Below are 17483 nucleotides of genomic sequence, written 5' to 3' on the forward strand. Positions count from 1 at the left end.
ACGCCATGACCGCATCACCCACCGCCGAGCGCGTCGCATCGCGACCTCGGCTCCGTACCGCCGTCATCCTCATCACCGCCGTGATCGTCGCTGTCGCCGTGAACGCGGCCATCGCCGCCGTCGCGATCGCTGCGGGCGCACCATCGACCTACGGCCCACTCACCCTTCCCGCCTACGCCCTCTTCACGACTCTCGGTGTCGCCGCCGGGTGGGCGGGATGGGTGCTCGTCCACCGCCGCGCCCGCGACCCCCGACGCACGCTCCGAGTCCTGGTGCCGGTCCTGACGGTGCTGTCGTTCGTGCCCGACGTGCTGCTCCTCGCCTTCGGGTTCATCCCCGGCACGACCACGCCCGCCGTGATCGCCCTGATGCTGATGCATCTGGTCGTCGTCGCCGTAGCAGTGCCGGCCTCTGCGCTCGCGATGCGGATGCCGGCGCGCACCGTCTGACCCGTGCGCACATCCTCGGGAGGTACGTTGGAGATTCCGCGCGCGGTCGTCGCGCGGGGAGCTCGACGGAGGGGAACCCGGACATGCGCACATTGGTGATCGGCGCGACAGGCAGCATCGGCGGCGTGGTCGCGACCACTCTCGAGAGCCGTGGGCATGAGGTCATTCGGGCATCGCGGAACTCCGAACCCTCGGTCGATGTCACCGACCCGGCATCCGTCCGTGAGCTCTTCGCCGGACTCGACGACCTCGACGCCGTGGTGGTCGCGGTCGGTTCCGTCGGCTTCAAGCCGCTCACCGAACTCACTCGAGACGACTATCTCGCCGCGTTCACCAAGAAGACCCTCGCGCAGATCGACGTCCTCTCGCAGGCCCTCGCGCACGTGCGCGACGGCGGGTCGGTCACGCTGACGAGCGGAGTGCTGGCCCGCGAGCCGATCGCGACCGGGGCAGCCGCGGCGATGGCGAACGGGGCCCTCGAGTCGTTCGTGCTCTCGGCGGCCGCCGAGGCGCCGCGCGGCATCCGCATCAACGCCGTCTCGCCCGACGTGCTCGCGAACTCGCCCGGCTATCACGCCGCCTTCCCCGGACACCGCCCCGTGACGGACGACGAGGTGGGTACCGCCTACGTGCGCGCTGTCGAGGGCGTCATCAACGGCCGGGTCCTCGCCGTCTGACGGAAGGATCACGGGCGCACATCGTGCAGGGCGACGGCTCCGAGGCAGGGCACGGTGACGAGGTCTCCTTCGCGCAGATCCCCCGGAAGCATCGCGACCGGGTGCGGCCACGACGCATCGCCGACGTCGCCGGGGATGAGCTCGATGCGCGCGCTCCTGCTGCACGAGGCGCGTCCGATGAGCCGGCATTCGCTCCACTGCGCGGTGACGCCCTCGAACCTGCAGTCGGTCAGGGCGATCCTCTTGTCCTCCTGGGTGTCCACGCGCAGCGTGATGCGGAAGACCAGCACGGTCACGTCGGTCCCGCCGGTGAGTGCGCGCTCGCGCGGTCGCCCCGGACGAGGAAGGTCCCCGGTGAGCACGGCAGGGGTGCCGCTGACCTCGGCGAGCCTGATGAGCGAGACGCCCGCGACGACGACGTCGGAGACGGTCGCCTGGGTGTGCACCGGCCAGGAGTCGACGGCGAGCGGGGACGGGATGCTCAATCGCATCGTGGGCAGGATCTCGGTGAGAGTCATGTCTCTGTCTTAGGTGCGGGACGACGCACGGGGAACGCCTCCACACGGAACCCATGCGGCCTTCCTGCGAACCGTCATCGGGTCACCGCGGGTAGGCTCGGCTCCGTGATCACTTCGCCGCAGACCCCGCCGTCGGGCTGACCGTGGAGATCATCGACAGCATCGGCGTGGTGGGTGAGGTCATCGGCTGGGTCGGCCTCATCGTCGGCCTCCCGCTGCTCCTGATCGCTCTGCTGACGCGCAGCATCCAAGGCGGCCACACCCGCATCAGGATCACCGTCCTCGAGGACCTCGAGGATCGGCCGATGGCGCTCTGGTCGGCGGGCGACCGCACGTACACGAGAGCGCTGACGCCCTCGGAGACACGCCACCTCGCCGACACCGCGGAGCCGTTCGGCTACGTCGCCGACCGCGATCCCGAACGTCTGCGCCTCGAAGCCCGGTCCCCCTTCGAGCGGGCCTGCATGACGATCTCGTTCGTGATGCTCGGAGCAGCCGTCATCGGCTTCGCCGCATCGTTCCTTCCCGTCTTCTGGAACTAGGTCGAGGGCCGCAGCGTCGGCCCGACGACAGCGGCCGAGTCCGGCGGCAGCAGCAGCGTTCCGGCATCCGCCACGACCGGTGCGGTCGAGATCAGCACCGCGGCATCCGCCGCGAGTCCGAACTCCGCCGACCCGTTCGAGAGATTGACCAGCACCGCGAGCCCACCGCGGTCGATCCGGTACACGCGATGCGCAGGGGATCCGTCGGACTCCTGCACGGACACTTCGGTGCGTGACGCATCGGGATCCGTCAGCTCCGGGCGCTCCCGCCGCAGCGCCGCGAGCCCCCGATACAGGGTGAGCAGCCGTGCGTGGGCGGGTTCCGCGAGCTCGCGCCACTCGAGGTGCGAACGCTCGAACGTCGCCGGGTCCTGCGGGTCGGGCACGGCATCCGCGTCCCAGTCCATCTTCGCGAACTCGGCCTTGCGCCCCTCCGACACGGCGCTGCCGAGCTCGGGCTCGGGATGCGAGGTGAAGAACTGCCAGGGCGTCGAGGCGCCCCATTCCTCGCCCATGAACAGCATGGGCGTACCGGGCGCGGTCAGGCTGAGCACCGCGGCGATCGCGAGCCGCTCGGCCGAGAGCGTCGCCGACAGGCGGTCGCCCGCAGCGCGATTGCCGATCTGGTCGTGATCCTGCGCGAACGTGACCAGACGCCAGGCCGGGACATCCCGCGGTATCGGCGAGCCGTGCGGGCGCCCGCGGAACGACGAGAAGGTGCCGTCGTGGAAGAACCCGCCCTCCGAGACCTTGGCGACGGCATCCTCCGCGGCGAAGTCGGCGTAGTACCCGGCGGTCTCTCCCGTGAGGGCGACGTGCACGGCGTGATGCCAGTCGTCGGACCACTGGGCCGTGAGTCCGTAGCCGCCGGCCTCTCGAGGAAGGATCAGGGTCGGGTCGTTCAGATCCGACTCCGCGATGAGGCTGAGCGGACGATCGAGCTGCGCCGAGAGAGCGTCGACGCGCTCCGCGAGCTCGCGCAGGATGTGCACCGGCTGTTCGTCGTGCAGGGCGTGCACGGCATCCAGCCGCAGACCGTCGACGTGGAGGTCGCGCAGCCACATCAGCGCGTTGTCGACGATGTACTCGCGCACGGCCCGCTCGTCGAGATCGACCGAGTCGCCCCAGCCGGTGTTGTCGCCCGACCGGAGATACGGACCGAACTCGGGCAGGTAGTTCCCGCTCGGGCCCAGATGGTTGTAGACCACGTCCTGGATCACCGCGAGTCCGCACGCATGCGCCGCATCCACGAACCGCTGGTACGCCCGCGGACCGCCGTACCCCTCGTGCACCGCGTACCAGAGCACGCCGTCGTAGCCCCAGTTCCAGACGCCGTTGAAGGCGTTGACCGGCAGCAGCTCCACGTGCGTCACGCCGAGGTCGACGAGGTGACCGAGGCGTCCGATCGCCGCGTCGAGCGTGCCCTCCGACGTGAAGGTGCCGAGATGCAGCTCGTAGATCAGTCCGCCCGCGAGCTGCCGACCGGTCCACGTGTGATCCGTCCAGGCGAAGTCCGCCGGGTCGAATGCCGCTGACGGGCCGTGCACCCCCTCGGGCTGCCATCGCGAACGCGGATCGGGGCGCAGCTGCTCGCCGTCGTCGATCAGGAAGCCGTATCGGTCGCCGTCGGCGAGAGCGAGATCGATGCCCCACCAGCCTTCCGCCCGGGCATCCAGCTCCCGCTCCTCGATCGTCGCGCCGTCGCCGTCGAGCAGCCGCACCCGCATCCGTCGTGCGCGCGGAGCCCAGACCTCGATCACCGTGCGAGTCCGATCACCGGGCGTCCTCGATCAACGCCACCGGGTACGTCGCCAGGAGGTCTGCGAGACGTACGGGTCCCTGCTCGATCCGTCGCCCGGTCAGCACGTCCGTCCCCGGGACGTCGGCGCGCATCAGGACGGTGTCGCCCCAGCCGCCGCGCCGGGCCAGCCCGACCGGGAGGCGCGTCGCCACCGCGGTCACACCTCCGCGATGGACGGCGACGCCGTGCTCGGCGGCGGCGCCCTCGATCACCGCGGAGCGATAGACGCGGAAGAGCTCGGGGTTGTCGCGACGCAGGCGCAGGGCGCGCGACGTGACGAGCAGCTTCGCCCTGCCCGAGTCGTCGACCGGAGGAAGGATGCCGCGCGCCGCGTCGGCGTCGACCTCCTTCAGCAGTCGTGCCCGAGCGGCGAAGTCGACCGGGCGGCGGTTGTCCGGGTCGACGAGCGACAGGTCCCACAGCTCGCTGCCCTGATAGACGTCGGGGACCCCGGGGCCGGTGAGCTGCAGCAGCTTGGCGGACAGCGAGTTCGAGCGCCCGGCATCCGTGATCTCGGCGACGAAGCGATCGAGGATTCCGCGGGCGCCGCCCTCGACCGACCGCGCGATCACAGCGAGACCTTCCTCGAAGGCGGCATCCGGATGCTGCCATGCGGTCGACTCCGACGCCTCGCGCGCGGCCTTCGTGGCGTACTCCAGGAGCCGCTCCGACGAGAGCGGCCAGGCGCCGACGGCGGCCTGCCAGATCAGGGCGTCGAGCGGACCATGCCCGGTGCCGGCGACCGCGCGCAGCTCGTCGAGCACCTCGGCCCAGCGCTCGGGGATCTCGGACAGCACCGTGAGCCTGGCCCGCACATCCTCCGAGCGCTTCGTGTCGTGCGTCGAGAGCGTCGTCATCGAATGCGGCCACGCGGCCAGACGAGCCGCCTGCGCCTCGTGGAAGTCATCGACCGACAGCGCGGTGATCGACGGATCGGCACCGACCTCGGTCAGCGTCCCCAGACGCGTGCACCGGTAGAAGGCCGTGTCCTCCACTCCCTTCGCCATGACCGCCCCGCTCGTCTGCGGGAAGCGCTGCGCGACCTCCAGTGACGGATCCGCGAGCAGCGGCTCCAGCTCGTCGAACGCCTCCGCGAGATCCGGGCGCCGCCGTCGGGCCCCCGCGAACGCATGCTGCAGGTGCGCGATGCCGTCGGGCAGGTACGAGCGGTAGACCGGGAAGCAGGCGAGCAGCTCGGCGAGAGCATCCTCCGCGTGCACGACGCCGCGCGGGAGCGTGCGGACCAGGCGATGCACCTCCGAAGCGAGCAGCTCGTCGGCGATCATCCGCTTGGTGGTGTGGATGAGGTCCGGCCACGGCTGCGCCTCGGGCAACCCGGTCTCCGCGCGGAGGCGTGCATCGAGCCGATCGAGCGCCTCGACCCCGTCGCGGTCGACGAGCACCCGGTCGAGCTCCGCGAGCGCGTCGTACCCGGTGGTCCCGTCGGTGCGCCACCAGGACGGCAGGGGCTCGCCCGGCTCGAGGATCTTCTCGACCAGCGTGTACACCCCGCCCGTGGCATCCGCCAGCTGCTCGAGGTAGCGACCCGGATCCGCCAGTCCGTCGGGGTGATCCACGCGGATGCCGTCGGCGAGGCCGTCGCGCACCCACCGCACGATCTCTCGGTGGGACTCCGCGAACACGTCGGGCAGCTCCACCCGGATGCCGGCGAGCTCGACCACCGCGAAGAAGCGCCGGTAGTTGAGCGCGGTGTTCTGGTCCTGCCAGAACCGCAGCTCGTAGTGCTGGGCGGCGAGGAGCGCGGGGAGGTCGTCGGCGTGCTCTCCCGACCCCGGGGCCAGCGGCAGCACGTGGTCGTAGTACGTCAGGGTGCCGTCCGGTGCGTCGTCGGCGGGGGAGGCGTCGACCACGAGCTCGCCGTTCGCGACGACTTCGTCGGGCGCGGCGCCCAGGATCGGCAGGAGCAGCCTCCCGCCTCCAGCAGGCCAGTCGATGTCGAACGCGACCGCGTGCCGCGATGCGCGTCCGAATCGCAGCACATCCCACCACCAGCTGTTCAGCCGCGGCTTCGCGACGCCGACGTGGTTCGGCACGATGTCGACCAGGATGCCGAGCCCTGCGGCGCGGGCGGCGGCGGCGAAGCGCTCCAGCCCCTCGGCCCCGCCGCGATCCGGGTCGACGCGGGAGTGGTCGACGACGTCGTACCCGTGGTTCGACCCCGGCACCGCGGCGAGCAGCGGCGACAGATATGCCCAGCCCGCGCCGAGATCGGCGAGGTACTCGGTGACGGCGGCCGCATCGTCGAGCGGGAACCGATCACTGATCTGCAGTCGATACGTCGAGAGGGGCCGCTGTGTCATGAGGTCGCCTGCTCCGCTCTCGGCGCGGGTGCCACGCCGTCCGCCTGATCGTTCTGCATCCGGAGGGACGCGTCCACCGAGTCGTCCGTCGACGGCTCCGGACCGTCGACCTCCTGCAGCACGAGGAGTGCCTTCGCCTCGATCGTCAGCTGCGTGCCGGCCGCATGGTCCGATCCGTCCGCCATCTCGCCGGCCGTGTCGACGGCCACGTGCCAGTGCTCGCCGTGGCGCTCGTCCGGGAGCACGATGTCGACGGGCTCGTCGCCGCTGTTGAAGTAGACGATGAAGTTGACGTCGGTGACCGCCCGGCCGCGCAGATCCTTCTCGCGGATGCCCTGGCCGTTGAGGAACATGCCCACCAGGCGGCCGAAGCCGGAGTCCCAGTCGGCGGGCGCCATCGGGCTGCCGTCGGGACGCAGCCAGACCACGTCGGCGATGCGCTCGTCGTCGAGTTCCACCGGACGGCCGTTGAAGAACCGGCTGCGCCGGAACGTCGGATGCCGGCGGCGGAGGCGGGCGACGGCGGCCGTGAACTCGACGAGAGGAAGATCGGCCGACTCCCAGTCGATCCAGGTCGTCTCGTTGTCCTGGGCGTAGCCGTTGTTGTTGCCCCGCTGGGTGCGTCCGAGCTCGTCGCCGTGCGAGATCATCGGCACGCCCTGGGACAGCAGCAGCGTGGCGAGGAAGTTGCGCTGCTGGCGGGCCCGTCGACGGTTCACGGCCTCGTCGTCCGTCGGACCCTCGACGCCCATGTTGTCGGAGCGGTTGTGGCTCTCGCCGTCGTTGTTGCTCTCGCCGTTGGCCTCGTTGTGCTTCTCGTTGTACGAGACGAGGTCGCGCAGGGTGAAGCCGTCGTGCGCGGTGACGAAGTTGATCGACGCGACCGGGCGGCGCCCCGAGTGCTCGTAGAGGTCGGCCGAACCGGTCAGGCGCGACGCGAACTCGCCGAGAGCCTGCGGCTCTCCGCGCCAGAAGTCCCGGACGGTGTCGCGGTACTTGCCGTTCCACTCCGTCCACTGGGGCGGGAAGTTGCCGACCTGGTATCCGCCGGGGCCGACGTCCCACGGCTCCGCGATGAGCTTGACCTGCGAGACCACCGGATCCTGCTGCACGAGCTCGAAGAACGTCGACAGGCGGTCCACGTCGTAGAACTCGCGCGCCAGCGTCGAGGCGAGGTCGAAGCGGAAGCCGTCGACGTGCATCTCCGTCACCCAGTAGCGGAGCGAGTCCATCAGGAGCTGCAACGCGTGCGGGCTGCCCGCGTTGAGGCTGTTCCCCGTGCCCGTGTAGTCCGTGTAGTAGCGCTTGTCCTTCTCGAGGCGGTAGTACGCCTCGTTGTCGATGCCGCGCATCGAGAGGGTCGGGCCCAGGTGGTTGCCCTCGGCCGTGTGGTTGTAGACGACGTCGAGGATGACCTCGATCCCGGCGGCGTGCAGGGCGCGGACCATGGCGCGGAACTCCTGCACCTGCTGCCCGTGCTCGCCGCTGGACGAGTAGCCGCTGTGCGGCGCGAAGAAGCCGAGCGTGTTGTAGCCCCAGTAGTTCGACAGCCCCTTGTCCTCGAGGACCGAGTCGTCGACGAACTGATGCACCGGCATGAGCTCGAGTGCGGTCACGCCGAGGCGGCCGAGGTGCTCGATGACCGCGGGGTGCGCGATGCCGGCGTAGGTGCCGCGGAGCTCCTCCGGCACGTCGGGGTGCCGGACGGTCAGCCCCTTGACGTGCGCCTCGTAGATGACGGTCTGCGCGTAGGGCGTCTTCGGCAGGCGGTCGCCGGCCCACTCGAAGAACGGGTTGATGACGACGCCCTTCACCATGGATGCCGCCGAGTCGTCGTCATTCCGGGAATCGGGGTCGCCGAAGTCGTATCCGAAGGGGGCCTGTCCCCATTCGATCCGGCCGGAGACGGCCTTGGCGTACGGGTCGAGGAGGAGCTTGTTCGGGTTGAAGCGCTTGCCCTCGGCGGGGGCGAAGGGACCGTGCACCCGGTACCCGTAGAGCTGCCCCGGCTGCACCGAGGGGAGGTAGCCGTGCCAGACGAAGGCGTCGACCTCGGTGAGCGTCACACGCTGCTCGCCGCCGTCGTCGTCGAAGAGGCACAGCTCCACTTTCTCCGCGCCCTCGCTGAACAGCGCGAAGTTCGTTCCCTGTCCGTCGAAGGTCGCTCCGAGGGGGTATGCCGATCCAGGCCAGATCTCGTGACTCATGGGGCGAGCTTAGGCCGCCGCGACGTGGCGGCCCGCTCTGCGACGATCTGCACCGCGCGGTCGAAGTCGAGAACCTGCGCGATCTCCTCTGCCAGCGCATAGGGGTGGCCCAGGTAGCAGACGAAGACGGGGGAGACGACCTCGACGTAGCCGATGGGGCCGTCCTGGCTCACGACGTAGCGGTCGAAGTCGAACAGCTCGGCCGTGGGCGTCGCCGGGCGCTGCTGCTCGTTCGACGGGACCGGCTCGTGCGCGGCGCGCACTTCGGAGCCGGAGGGGACGGGGGTTCTGACGGACATGAGACCTCCTGACTCGGGATGTTCCTCACGGTAGAAGGGCTCGGCGATTCTGAGAACGGCATTGCCAGGAGGCCGGGAACCCGCTACGGACACACCGATATACCGGTTTCGCCCGCGGCATCCGGCTCCTACACTGAGGAAAACGCACCATCTTCGACGATCGGAGAACGCTGTGTCTGCACCGTGGCAGGTCTCGCGCGATGCGCTGCCCCACGCATCGCGACTGCTCATCGAGCGCGCTCACGAGGAGATGCTGGCGGGGAACCTCGACGATCGGCGGCTGCAGGAGGTGCGCCCCCTCGTGCGGGAGTCCTGGGAGAGATCCTGGCGGGGGAGGGTGGGGCCGGAAGGCCCGCCGCCTCTCGACCTGCACACCGAGGAGCTCGAGGACTACCGGCTCGCGCATCCGCTCGCCTCGGCGATGGACATGATCCGCGCCCTGCTGCTGCCGGACACCGAGGAGGACTCGGGCGTCATCATCGCGATCGGCGACAAGGCGGGACGGCTGCTCTGGATCGAGGGCGACCGGCAGCTGCGGTCGCTCACCGACGACATGGGGTTCGTGGCGGGCGCGAACTGGTCGGAGGATGCCGTCGGCACGAGCGCCCCCGGAACCGCGCTCGCGCTCGGGCAGTCGGTGCAGATCCGCGGAGCCGAGCACTACAACCGCCTCGTGCATCCGTGGTCGTGCACGGCCGCTCCGGTGCGCGACCCCGAGACGCAGCGCGTGCTCGGCGTGATCGACATCACGGGCGGCCCCGAGGTCGTCTCCCCGCAGGCGCGCCTGCTCGTCGACGCCACGGCGCGCGCCGTCGAATCCGAGCTGATGGTCACTCGCCTCCGGGAGCGCAGCGAGACCGCCCGGCAGCGTCCGACGCCGGTGAGAGCCCGCACGCTGAAGACCGCCAGGGCGACGCTGCACGTGCTGGGAAGGGATCGCGCACGGCTGGAGACCGAATCCGAGCACGACGAGTCGATGATCGAGCTCAGCGCCCGGCACGCGGCCATCCTGCTCATGCTCGCCGTGCACCGCCAGGGCCTCTCCGCCGAGCGGCTCTGCGAGCTCGTGTACGGCCCCGGCGTCTCTCCCGACACCCTGCGACCCGAGATGGTGCGCCTGCGCAAGGTGCTCGAGCGCACGGCCCCCGATCTGGTGCCGGAGTCGCGGCCGTATCGACTGCCGGTGGCGCTCGAGACCGACGCGCACGACGTGCTCTCGCTGCTCGACCGCGGCGCGCACCGGGTCGCGCTCACCGCGTATCGCGGTCCCGTGCTCCCCGAGTCGACGTCGCCCGGCGTGGAGGAGTTCCGCGAGTCCGTTCGCGGCGCGCTCCGCGAGGTCATGCTCTCGGAGGCCAGCCTCGACGTGCTGCTGGCCTACGCCGAGATCCCCGAAGGGCAGGGCGACGCCGAGGCGCTGCGGCTCGCGCTCGAGATGCTCCCGGCGCGCTCGCCGAAGCGCGCAGCGCTGGTCGCCCGGATCGAGCGCCTCGACCGCGGCTGACCGCCGTCGGGGCCTCGCGGCCTCAGCCCTGGTCGAGCACTTCGCGGAGCCTGACGGCGAAGGCCTCGGGCTGACCGGCGTAGCCGAACTCGCCGCCCAGGAAGCCGCCGTGGTGGCTCGGGAAGACCGTCGCCTCCTGGCCGAGCTGCTCCGCCAACGCGATCGCGGTGCGGCCGGTGTAGACCTTCTTCGACTCCTCGCCCACCGCGATGACGACCCGGGTCGGCGCCGCCTTCAGCGCCTCGATGTCCGGCTCGTACAGGCACACCGCCCAGGATCGCTTCGACAGCAGCGGATCCTCCCTGGTGCCGTCGTCCTCGGTCGGCATCCCGAACGCCGCCGGGTCCGGCGCCGGCTGCGCGAAGTACTCGTCCGTGACCTCGCCCTCCCACGAGGTCATCGCGATGAACGCGGCCATCCCGGCTCCCCAGCCCTTGTCCTGATACACCTGGGTGTACGCCGCGCGCGCTCGCTGGACGGCTTCGGCATCCGGCAGCACGCTGTCGATCGGCGGTTCGTGGGCGACCAGGGTCACGACATCGTGCGGGTACGCCGTGACGAGGGCCAGGGCGGCCACCGCCCCGCCGCTGCTCGCGAACAGGTCAACGGGGCCGGCACCGAGCGCCTCGATGAGAGCGTGGAGGTCCTCTGCCTGGGTCTCGGGCTCGTTCGTCACCCCGCCGTCCTTGCGGATGCTCCGGCCCAGACCACGAGGATCGTAGGTGATGACCGTCCGGTCCTCGAACAGCCTCACCTGGTCGCGGAAGCCGCTCGCGTCCATGGGCTGGCCGATCATCAGCAGCGGGGGATGAGCGTCTGTCGCCGGGAGAGGGCCGTGGACGTCGTAGACCAGGTCGACATCCGGGAGCTCGAGCGTGTGCTGCGTCATTGAGGGCCTCCTCCATCGCGGGCGATCTCCCAGGATGCTATGTCGTCGGAGCAGCGGCGCACCAGGGTCCCTGCCGGAGTCGGAGGGAACTGCAACCCCCTGCAACGTTGCGCACCGGGGTGCAACGTCCTGCGACGTAGCTTCGTGACAACAGCCGCCGCACCGAAGCGCGGCCCGTCGAAGGAGTCACGATGACCATCGTCGAAGAAGACGTGTCCACCGCCTACGCGGCCCCGGGACGACCGGGCGCCCTCGCGAACTACCGTGCCCGCTACGGCCACTACATCGGCGGCGAGTTCGTCGATCCCGTCAAGGGCCAGTACTTCGAGAACGTCAGCCCGGTCAACGGCAAGCCCTTCACCGAGGTCGGCCGCGGCACGAGCGAGGACATCGACCGCGCGGTCGATGTCGCCTGGAAGGCGTTCGCGAGCTGGGGCAAGACCAGCCCGGCCGAGCGCTCCGTGATCCTGAACAGGATCGCCGACCGCATCGAGCAGCACCTCGAGGAGATCGCCGTCGCCGAGACCTGGGAGAACGGCAAGCCGGTGCGCGAGACCCTCGCCGCCGACATCCCGCTCGCGGTCGACCACTTCCGCTACTTCGCCGGAGTGCTGCGGGCGCAGGAGGGCGGCATCAGCCAGCTCGACGAGAACACCGTGGCGTACCACTTCCACGAGCCACTCGGCGTGGTCGGCCAGATCATCCCCTGGAACTTCCCGATCCTCATGGCGGTGTGGAAGCTCGCACCTGCGCTCGCCGCGGGCAACTGCGTCGTCATCAAGCCGGCCGAGCAGACTCCGGCATCCCTCCTCTTCCTCTTCGACATCATCGGCGACCTGCTTCCGGCCGGCGTCGTGAACATCGTCAACGGGTTCGGGATCGAGGCGGGCGCCCCGCTCGCGCAGCACAAGCGCATCCGCAAGGTCGCCTTCACCGGCGAGACCACCACCGGCCGCCTGATCATGCAGTACGCCTCGCAGAACCTCATCCCGGTGACGCTCGAACTCGGAGGCAAGAGCCCGAACGTCTTCTTCGAAGACGTCGCGCGCTCGACCGCCGACCCCTTCTACGACAAGGCGCTCGAGGGGTTCACGATGTTCGCGCTGAACCAGGGCGAGGTCTGCACCTGCCCGTCACGCGCGCTCATCCAGCGGTCGATCTACGACGGCTTCCTCTCCGACGGCCTGGAGCGGGTGAAGAAGGTCGTGCAGGGCAACCCGCTGGACCCGGCGACAATGATCGGCGCGCAGGCGTCGAACGACCAGCTGGAGAAGATCCTCAGCTACATCGACATCGGGAAGCAGGGCGGCGCGCGTCTGCTCACCGGCGGCGAGCGTGTCGATCTCGGCGGCGATCTCAGCGAGGGCTACTACGTCGCGCCGACCGTGTTCGAGGGCACGAACGACATGCGCATCTTCCAGGAGGAGATCTTCGGGCCCGTGCTGTCGGTCACCTCGTTCGACGACTTCGACGATGCGATCTCGATCGCCAACGACACCCTCTACGGTCTGGGCGCCGGTGTCTGGAGCCGCAGCGGAGACACCGCCTATCGCGCCGGCCGCGCGATCGAGGCGGGCCGCGTCTGGACGAACACCTACCACCAGTACCCGGCGCACGCCGCGTTCGGCGGATACAAGCAGTCGGGCGTGGGACGCGAGAACCACAAGATGATGCTCGACCACTACCAGCAGACGAAGAACCTCCTCGTCTCGTACGCGGAAGGCCCGATGGGCTTCTTCTGAGCTCGATCCGATGGGCCGCTGAGCGAGCGGGGCGTTTCGTCTCGCTCCGCTCGCTCAACGACCGACCTCGAAAGGCACGGACATGGTCACCATCGGCACGTACCAGCGGGTGGACGTGACGGGTGCCGCGGCATCCCTCGTGCGCGAGCTCAGCGCGCAGCACGGTCCGCTGATGTTCCATCAGTCCGGCGGATGCTGCGACGGCTCGTCGCCCATGTGCTACCCCGTCGGCATGTTCATCACGGGACCGGGCGACGTCCTCCTCGGTGCCCTCGACGTCGGACTCGAGGGCCCGGTCGAGGTGTTCATGTCGGAATCGCAGTTCGAGTACTGGAAGTACACGCACCTGACGATCGATGTGGTGCCCGGACGCGGTGCCGGCTTCAGCGTCGAGGGGCCCACGGGCATGCGGTTCCTCATCCGATCGCGCATGCTGAACGAGGCGGAGCTGGAGTACTTCGGCCTCACCCCCTGATGCCGGAAGAGACACGCGTGATCCGCAGACCGCATGCGGGTGCATGGACGCAACCGGTTGCAACCTCCGCCGGTATACCATTCACGTATGCGCCGAGCAGCGTCAGTCCCCAGCTGACCGCGGGCGCGGACGGCGCAAGCCGTCATGCGGAGGGAGAGTCGATCTTCTTTCGATCCCGAGGGGGGATGGGGTGGGAGTTCGGTCCCCAGCCGACACCCACCCCCACACTCCCCCTCCGTGTCTCCGGTGCGTCCGGCCGCCTCAGTTCAGCCGGCTCCAGAACCAGAAGAGGGCGAACCCGATCACGACCACGATCGGCAGCCATGTCGTGCTGCGCTTCAGCCGGCGTCCCTGCGGCGCGACGCCCGGCGGAGGCGTGAGAAGGCCGACCGGCGGGGCGAACGGCAGCGGCGCGCTCATCGCCGGAGCAGGGACGGATGCCGTCGCCGCGGGACCCGCGCTCTCGGCGAGCAGGCGCTCGTCACGCCATCGCGCCCACTGATCGAACTTCGTCAGCAGCGCGCCGACCGCACCGAACAACCACGCCCAGGTGGCGGGGTCGAGCGTCGACACCTTGCGCTGCGTGTAGAGGAACAGCCAGTCGTCCACGATCTCGACATCGAGCTGGGCGGCGTTGTCGATGAACCTCGCCATGATGTCGGGCGTGAACAGATAGAGCGCGTCGCGCTCGTATCCCGTGGGGCAGTACAGCGTGAAATAGCGGTCGAAGTCGCCCTCGAGCGAGAGGCGCTGCTCCTTCTGGAACGACGCGGGCAGGTTCGATCCGAAGCTGTTGTTGCCGTTCGCGTCGAGCACGATGTTCGGCAGCGGCACGTCGAGCTTCACGGCCACGTATCCCCAGCGATAGGTCGTCGAGTTCTTCCCCGACTGCACCGTGTACTGGTAGTTGCCGAACTCGACGAAACGGGGGTGCGTGCCGCGGACGAGGTCGGTCGACTGACGGGAGCGGCCGAGGCTGAAGATCATGCCGGGCAGCGGGGGATCGGCGATCCTCGCCTCGTACGACATGCCGTTCGCCTGGGCGAAGCGGCTCAGCCGGTACCGCGTCGCCTGCCCGTTGCGCACGCCGAGCCAGATCATCAGGACCACCGCGATCAGCACCAGGCCGATGAGCACCAGGGGGACCGCCGCGATCCCGGGCAACCCGCTCGCCGACGCCAGGCTGAGGATGATCGTCACGAAGATCGGCAGCACCACGACGCCGGCGACCGACACGGCCACGATGCCGATGATGGTCGACGTCGAGACGGTCGTCGACTGCCGCGCCCGCAGCTCGGCGGTGAACGCCCGGACGGCCGCGGCATCGACCGGATCGGTGAGCGGTCGGGCGTCGAACGTGATCGGGGGCTGCGGCGCTGTCATCGGTTCACCCGGTCGGCGTCCCAGGTCAGGTCGGTGCCCTCGGGGATCTGCGCCGCTTCGAGACGGTCGTAGGCGCAGATCTCGCGGATCAGGGCGTCCGGACCCGCGACGATCGTCGAGTCGAAGTCGATCTCCGACACCATCACCCACGCGCGGTCCTCCGGCCAGAGGATGCTGGGGCTCAGGGCAGAGGGCGGGAAGCCGTCCCCTTCGCCCGCGGTCCCTGAGCCTGTCGAAGGGTCGCGCCACGGCACCTCTCGCACCCACCCCGAGTCGGCGAACAGGCGCGGCGGCGCGGAGAACAGCACATGGTCGCGGTCGGGCAGCGAGAGACGCGGTCCCTCGGAGACCTCGCGCGAGAGGATGCCGTCCTGCCAGGTGGGCTTGCGGAAGACGTTGTTGAACGGATCCCGCGTGCTGCGGTTCAGCATCGCCTGGTGGTTCGGATCGTCGGTGAAGGGGAGGAACGTCTGCGACGGCGTCTCTCCGAAGAAGCCGAGCAGACCGCCGTAGCCCTCCCAGAGCGCGGCGAATCCGGCATCCGGCGTGCTCGTGTGAGCGACGAGGTGCCCGGCGATCGCGGCGAGCATCTCGGCGCCGAGCTCGCCCTCGATCGGTGCGCTGAACTCGCGGCCGTCGGGGGAGATGCGGGCGCGCCAGTCCCCGCCGTCGGGGGTGCGGACGATCCGCCGCCACTGCGCGAAGGGATGCAGGGTCGTGCCGAAGGCCGCGGCGGTCTCGGCCCACGTCGCGGGCTCGTCGACGAACTGCTCGAGGAGGCGCTGCCGCTCGGCATCCGGGAGGCCCTCCCACTCGACGGGCGACGGCACGGGGCGATCCTGCAGCGACCGCACGATCGCGGGATGGAAGACCCGGGCATATGCGGGGAAGCCGTGCGGGACGACGCCGTGCATGGTCGAGTGGGCGTCGTCGAGGCGCTCGCGGAGCCATGCTCCGATGCTCGTGTCTGCGATCCACTCCATGCGACCACGGTACCCGGCGTTACGGTAAGAGGCGTGCTGCTGACAGTCCACGATCTCGGGGGAGATCCCGCATGGTGAATCAGGTTCAGGTCGCTCCGGGTGAGCGCGTCTTCCGGCGGCATCCGCTGCGCATCCTCCTCGGCGCCGTGCTGCTCGCCGCGGCGCTGTCGGCGGCGACGCTCTTCCTCCTCCCACGGTTCCTCCCGCGGACGATGAACATCTCGACCCGCGGGACCATCGTGCTCGTGGTGGCGATCGCCCTGACCGCGGCGGTCTTCGTCGGTGCCTTCTGGTTCCGGAACATCCGGGTCGTCGTGCGTCCCGACAGCGTCGAGATCGGTCGCGCGGGAAACCGCGAGGCGTTCCCGCGGGCCACGACCGCCTTCCGATCGAAGGTCACCGAACACCGCACGAACGGCCTGCCCAGCGGCACGACACGGGCGCTCGTGGTGTACAGCGGCGACCGGGAGATCACCATCGAGCTGCCCGGGTTCACGAGGGCGACATTCAGCGAGCTCATGGCCGAGCTCAACCCGATCGCGCCGCCTCCCGTCGCCGACCCGGTCGAGGCCGCTCGCGCACGCGCCCACCTGCCCACGACGTTCACGATCGACGCCACCGGGGAGCGTCGGCTGGCCGCACGGCTCACGATCGGCGCTGTCGCCTTCTTCGCCGTCGCGCTCGGCTTCGGCCTCCTCGCCGCCGTGCCCGGCTTCCTCGAGAGCGAGGCGTCGGCACTGGTGCTGATCGTCCCGATGGCCGCCGTCGCCGGGATCGGCTTCACGATCGGTGCGCTGCAGCGTCGCCGTGTCGCGCGCGGGATCCCCGAGCGCGTGACGGTGAGTCCGCACGGCATCCGCCTCGACGATGCCGATCAGCCGTACGCGCAGCTCACCCGCATCTGGATGACGCCACCGGCGTACCCCGTCCGACGGATCCGGTTCGAACGTGCGGGCGGCGCGCGCAGCACCCATCTGCTCTCGTCGTCGCGCGTCGCGATCACCCCGGACTACGCCGAACTCCTCCAGGCGGTGCGGGCGCAGACCGCGCATCTGCCCGGCCTCCTGTCCCTGGACCTCGAGTGACCGCGGAGACAGCGCGAGGACTCGCGCCCGACTATCCGGTGCGCACCGAACGGCTGCTGCTTCGACCGATCGCGCCCGGCGACGCCGCGGCGATGCACGTCTACAAGTCGGATCCGGATGCCGTGCGCTACGTGCCGTACGAGCCGCTGTCGCTCGCCGAGGTCGAAGAGCGCATCGGGACCACCTGGTCGCGCACGCGCTTCGCCGAACCGGGCGACGCGGTCTGCCTGGCCGTCGAGGAGCAGGAGACCGGCGCCCTGCTCGGCGACGTCGTGCTGTTCTGGCGCAGCGAGACGGATCGCGCGGGAGAGGTCGGCTACATCTTCGACCCCCGGTTCGCCGGTCGTGGATATGCCACCGAGGCGGTCGATGCGCTGCTGGCCCTGGGGTTCGACGGACTGGGCCTGCATCGCATCGCGGCGCGGATCGACGACCGGAACACGCCGTCCGTCGGCGTCGTCGAACGGCTCGGATTCCGCCGCGAGGCACGGCTCGTCGAGAGCGAGTGGTTCAAGGGCGAATGGACCACGATGCTCGTCTACGCGCAGCTCGAAGACGAGTGGCGCGGGAGGAGCGGCGCGGCCTCGGCCTGACGGCATCCCCCATAA

The 17483-nt window shown here is 70.0% G+C and carries 16 protein-coding genes; 8 read left to right on the plus strand and 8 right to left on the minus strand.

Annotated elements, in window-relative coordinates; all coding sequences use genetic code 11:
• The first annotated feature begins 5 nt into the window (after positions 1-5).
• A complete protein-coding gene (locus LBN7_RS09845; RefSeq protein ID WP_341946997.1) occupies positions 6-449 on the plus strand; it encodes a DUF6069 family protein in 444 nt (147 codons plus the stop codon).
• A gap of 83 nt (positions 450-532) precedes the next feature.
• Positions 533-1126: a short chain dehydrogenase gene (locus LBN7_RS09850; protein WP_407361686.1), complete on the plus strand. Its 594-nt coding sequence runs from the start codon at positions 533-535 to the stop codon at positions 1124-1126.
• Between the two features lie 8 nt (positions 1127-1134).
• On the opposite strand, the gene LBN7_RS09855 is transcribed toward LBN7_RS09850, so the two are convergent.
• Positions 1135-1644, minus strand: coding sequence for a hypothetical protein (locus LBN7_RS09855; RefSeq protein ID WP_407361687.1), 510 nt, complete (start codon positions 1642-1644; stop codon positions 1135-1137).
• Between the two features lie 143 nt (positions 1645-1787).
• Here LBN7_RS09855 and LBN7_RS09860 point away from each other — a divergent pair, with 143 nt between their 5' ends.
• Positions 1788-2186 (plus strand): hypothetical protein, encoded by a 399-nt coding sequence (locus tag LBN7_RS09860; RefSeq protein ID WP_116633372.1) that lies wholly within the window; start codon positions 1788-1790, stop codon positions 2184-2186.
• Here the strand turns inward: LBN7_RS09860 and treZ are convergent.
• Genes treZ through LBN7_RS09880 form a run of 4 tightly spaced genes read right to left on the minus strand, consistent with a single transcriptional unit; the run spans position 2183 to position 8814 of the window.
• Positions 2183-3913 (minus strand): malto-oligosyltrehalose trehalohydrolase, encoded by a 1731-nt coding sequence (gene treZ / locus LBN7_RS09865; protein WP_407361715.1) that lies wholly within the window; start codon positions 3911-3913, stop codon positions 2183-2185. The genes LBN7_RS09860 and treZ overlap by 4 nt on opposite strands.
• Before the next feature lie 46 nt (positions 3914-3959).
• Positions 3960-6308, minus strand: coding sequence for a malto-oligosyltrehalose synthase (gene treY / locus LBN7_RS09870; RefSeq protein ID WP_407359517.1), 2349 nt, complete (start codon positions 6306-6308; stop codon positions 3960-3962).
• Complete coding sequence (gene glgX, locus LBN7_RS09875; protein WP_116633375.1) at positions 6305-8515, minus strand: glycogen debranching protein GlgX; 2211 nt, start codon at positions 8513-8515, stop codon at positions 6305-6307. The genes treY and glgX overlap by 4 nt, the downstream gene beginning before the upstream one ends.
• The gene (locus LBN7_RS09880; RefSeq protein WP_116633376.1) at positions 8512-8814 is read right to left on the minus strand and encodes a hypothetical protein; all 303 of its coding nucleotides are present in this window, start codon (positions 8812-8814) and stop codon (positions 8512-8514) included. Before LBN7_RS09880 ends, glgX begins: the two co-directional genes overlap by 4 nt.
• A 172-nt stretch (positions 8815-8986) precedes the next feature.
• On the opposite strand from LBN7_RS09880, the gene LBN7_RS09885 reads away from it, so the two are divergent.
• Complete coding sequence (locus LBN7_RS09885) at positions 8987-10318, plus strand: GAF domain-containing protein (protein WP_341947005.1); 1332 nt, start codon at positions 8987-8989, stop codon at positions 10316-10318.
• A gap of 22 nt (positions 10319-10340) precedes the next feature.
• Here LBN7_RS09885 and LBN7_RS09890 read toward each other — a convergent pair whose 3' ends face one another.
• Positions 10341-11207 (minus strand): alpha/beta fold hydrolase, encoded by an 867-nt coding sequence (locus tag LBN7_RS09890; protein WP_407359518.1) that lies wholly within the window; start codon positions 11205-11207, stop codon positions 10341-10343.
• Positions 11208-11398: 191 nt separating this feature from the next.
• Between LBN7_RS09890 and LBN7_RS09895 the strand changes: the two genes are divergently transcribed.
• Together LBN7_RS09895 and LBN7_RS09900 are read left to right on the plus strand one after the other, a co-directional pair.
• Positions 11399-12949 carry an aldehyde dehydrogenase family protein gene (locus LBN7_RS09895; protein ID WP_407359519.1) on the plus strand — a complete coding sequence of 517 codons (1551 nt, stop codon included), beginning with the start codon at positions 11399-11401 and terminating at the stop codon, positions 12947-12949.
• A gap of 82 nt (positions 12950-13031) precedes the next feature.
• Positions 13032-13424 (plus strand): DUF779 domain-containing protein, encoded by a 393-nt coding sequence (locus LBN7_RS09900; protein WP_407359520.1) that lies wholly within the window; start codon positions 13032-13034, stop codon positions 13422-13424.
• A 261-nt stretch (positions 13425-13685) separates the two neighbouring features.
• On the opposite strand, the gene LBN7_RS09905 is transcribed toward LBN7_RS09900, so the two are convergent.
• Positions 13686-14807, minus strand: a complete 1122-nt coding sequence (locus tag LBN7_RS09905) for a hypothetical protein (RefSeq protein WP_407359521.1) — start codon at positions 14805-14807, stop codon at positions 13686-13688.
• Complete coding sequence (locus tag LBN7_RS09910) at positions 14804-15790, minus strand: hypothetical protein (RefSeq protein WP_407359522.1); 987 nt, start codon at positions 15788-15790, stop codon at positions 14804-14806. Before LBN7_RS09910 ends, LBN7_RS09905 begins: the two co-directional genes overlap by 4 nt.
• Before the next feature lie 71 nt (positions 15791-15861).
• On the opposite strand from LBN7_RS09910, the gene LBN7_RS09915 reads away from it, so the two are divergent.
• Both LBN7_RS09915 and LBN7_RS09920 read left to right on the plus strand, forming a co-directional pair.
• On the plus strand, positions 15862-16875 hold the full coding sequence (locus LBN7_RS09915; protein ID WP_407359523.1) for a hypothetical protein: 1014 nt from the start codon (positions 15862-15864) through the stop codon (positions 16873-16875).
• The gene (locus LBN7_RS09920) at positions 16872-17468 is read left to right on the plus strand and encodes a GNAT family N-acetyltransferase (RefSeq protein WP_116633384.1); all 597 of its coding nucleotides are present in this window, start codon (positions 16872-16874) and stop codon (positions 17466-17468) included. The genes LBN7_RS09915 and LBN7_RS09920 overlap by 4 nt, the downstream gene beginning before the upstream one ends.
• The last annotated feature ends 15 nt before the right edge of the window (positions 17469-17483 follow it).

Source organism: Microbacterium sp. LBN7, assembly GCF_045690345.1.
Classification (GTDB): domain Bacteria; phylum Actinomycetota; class Actinomycetes; order Actinomycetales; family Microbacteriaceae; genus Microbacterium.

Bases quoted from the DNA above. Each gene is read 5' to 3' on its own strand.
- LBN7_RS09855 (WP_407361687.1), bottom strand. From the start codon at position 1,644: ATGACTCTCACCGAGATCCTGCCCACGATGCGATTGAGCATCCCGTCC.
- LBN7_RS09900 (WP_407359520.1), top strand. From the start codon at position 13,032: ATGGTCACCATCGGCACGTACCAGCGGGTGGACGTGACGGGTGCCGCG.
- LBN7_RS09910 (WP_407359522.1), bottom strand. From the start codon at position 15,790: ATGGAGTGGATCGCAGACACGAGCATCGGAGCATGGCTCCGCGAGCGC.
- LBN7_RS09890 (WP_407359518.1), bottom strand. From the start codon at position 11,207: ATGACGCAGCACACGCTCGAGCTCCCGGATGTCGACCTGGTCTACGAC.
- LBN7_RS09880 (WP_116633376.1), bottom strand. From the start codon at position 8,814: ATGTCCGTCAGAACCCCCGTCCCCTCCGGCTCCGAAGTGCGCGCCGCG.
- LBN7_RS09845 (WP_341946997.1), top strand. From the start codon at position 6: ATGACCGCATCACCCACCGCCGAGCGCGTCGCATCGCGACCTCGGCTC.
- LBN7_RS09915 (WP_407359523.1), top strand. From the start codon at position 15,862: ATGGTGAATCAGGTTCAGGTCGCTCCGGGTGAGCGCGTCTTCCGGCGG.
- glgX (WP_116633375.1), bottom strand. From the start codon at position 8,515: ATGAGTCACGAGATCTGGCCTGGATCGGCATACCCCCTCGGAGCGACC.
- LBN7_RS09850 (WP_407361686.1), top strand. From the start codon at position 533: ATGCGCACATTGGTGATCGGCGCGACAGGCAGCATCGGCGGCGTGGTC.
- treZ (WP_407361715.1), bottom strand. From the start codon at position 3,913: ATGCGGGTGCGGCTGCTCGACGGCGACGGCGCGACGATCGAGGAGCGG.
- LBN7_RS09895 (WP_407359519.1), top strand. From the start codon at position 11,399: ATGACCATCGTCGAAGAAGACGTGTCCACCGCCTACGCGGCCCCGGGA.
- treY (WP_407359517.1), bottom strand. From the start codon at position 6,308: ATGACACAGCGGCCCCTCTCGACGTATCGACTGCAGATCAGTGATCGG.
- LBN7_RS09905 (WP_407359521.1), bottom strand. From the start codon at position 14,807: ATGACAGCGCCGCAGCCCCCGATCACGTTCGACGCCCGACCGCTCACC.